1 protein-coding gene is annotated in these 456 nt (G+C 52.4%); it reads right to left on the bottom strand.

Features of this window, described 5'->3' with window-relative positions; translation table 11 throughout:
- Window positions 1-456: Ig-like domain-containing protein (locus J8L73_RS19180; RefSeq protein WP_247659720.1), on the bottom strand; the 456-nt coding region annotated here is incomplete at both ends.

The raw sequence follows: 456 nt of genomic DNA, 5'->3' as shown, positions 1-456 counted from the left end.
GAGTGTGACCGTGCCGCCAATTTCGTTACTAGTGCCTTGTAATGTCGGTGTTAGGTCGTTTACATCGCCTACATTTTGTATCGTAAGTGTTGGCGCTTGCGTGTCGATAGTGGTGGTTTCACTCACGGTGGTTTCGTTGCCTACGCTATCGCGTACGCTCACTTCAATCGTACTATCGCCTTCGCTTAGCGGTGTACTTGGTGTAGCACTCCAATCGCCGTTTGCATCCACAAGCGCTGTGATGGTTTGTGGGTTGCCATCGCTGTCGGTGACCACAATAGTGACTTGCGCGCCTTCGCCCGCATCGCTCGAACCGCTAATAACTGGGGTATTGCTATCGCTTTGTGCGTCAACCTCAACAGTAAGCGTGGGTGGTGTGTTATCAAAGTCGTCTGAGCTAATTGTTCGCGTGTTACCGGCTGCATCGGTGGCTGTGGCGATCACTGAGCCAACATC

This window comes from Pseudoalteromonas sp. MMG006, from assembly GCF_018101025.1.
Taxonomy (GTDB): Bacteria; Pseudomonadota; Gammaproteobacteria; order Enterobacterales; family Alteromonadaceae; genus Pseudoalteromonas.
Note: the sequence above shows the minus strand (reverse complement) of the source record. Positions and strands in the feature narration are given on the sequence as shown.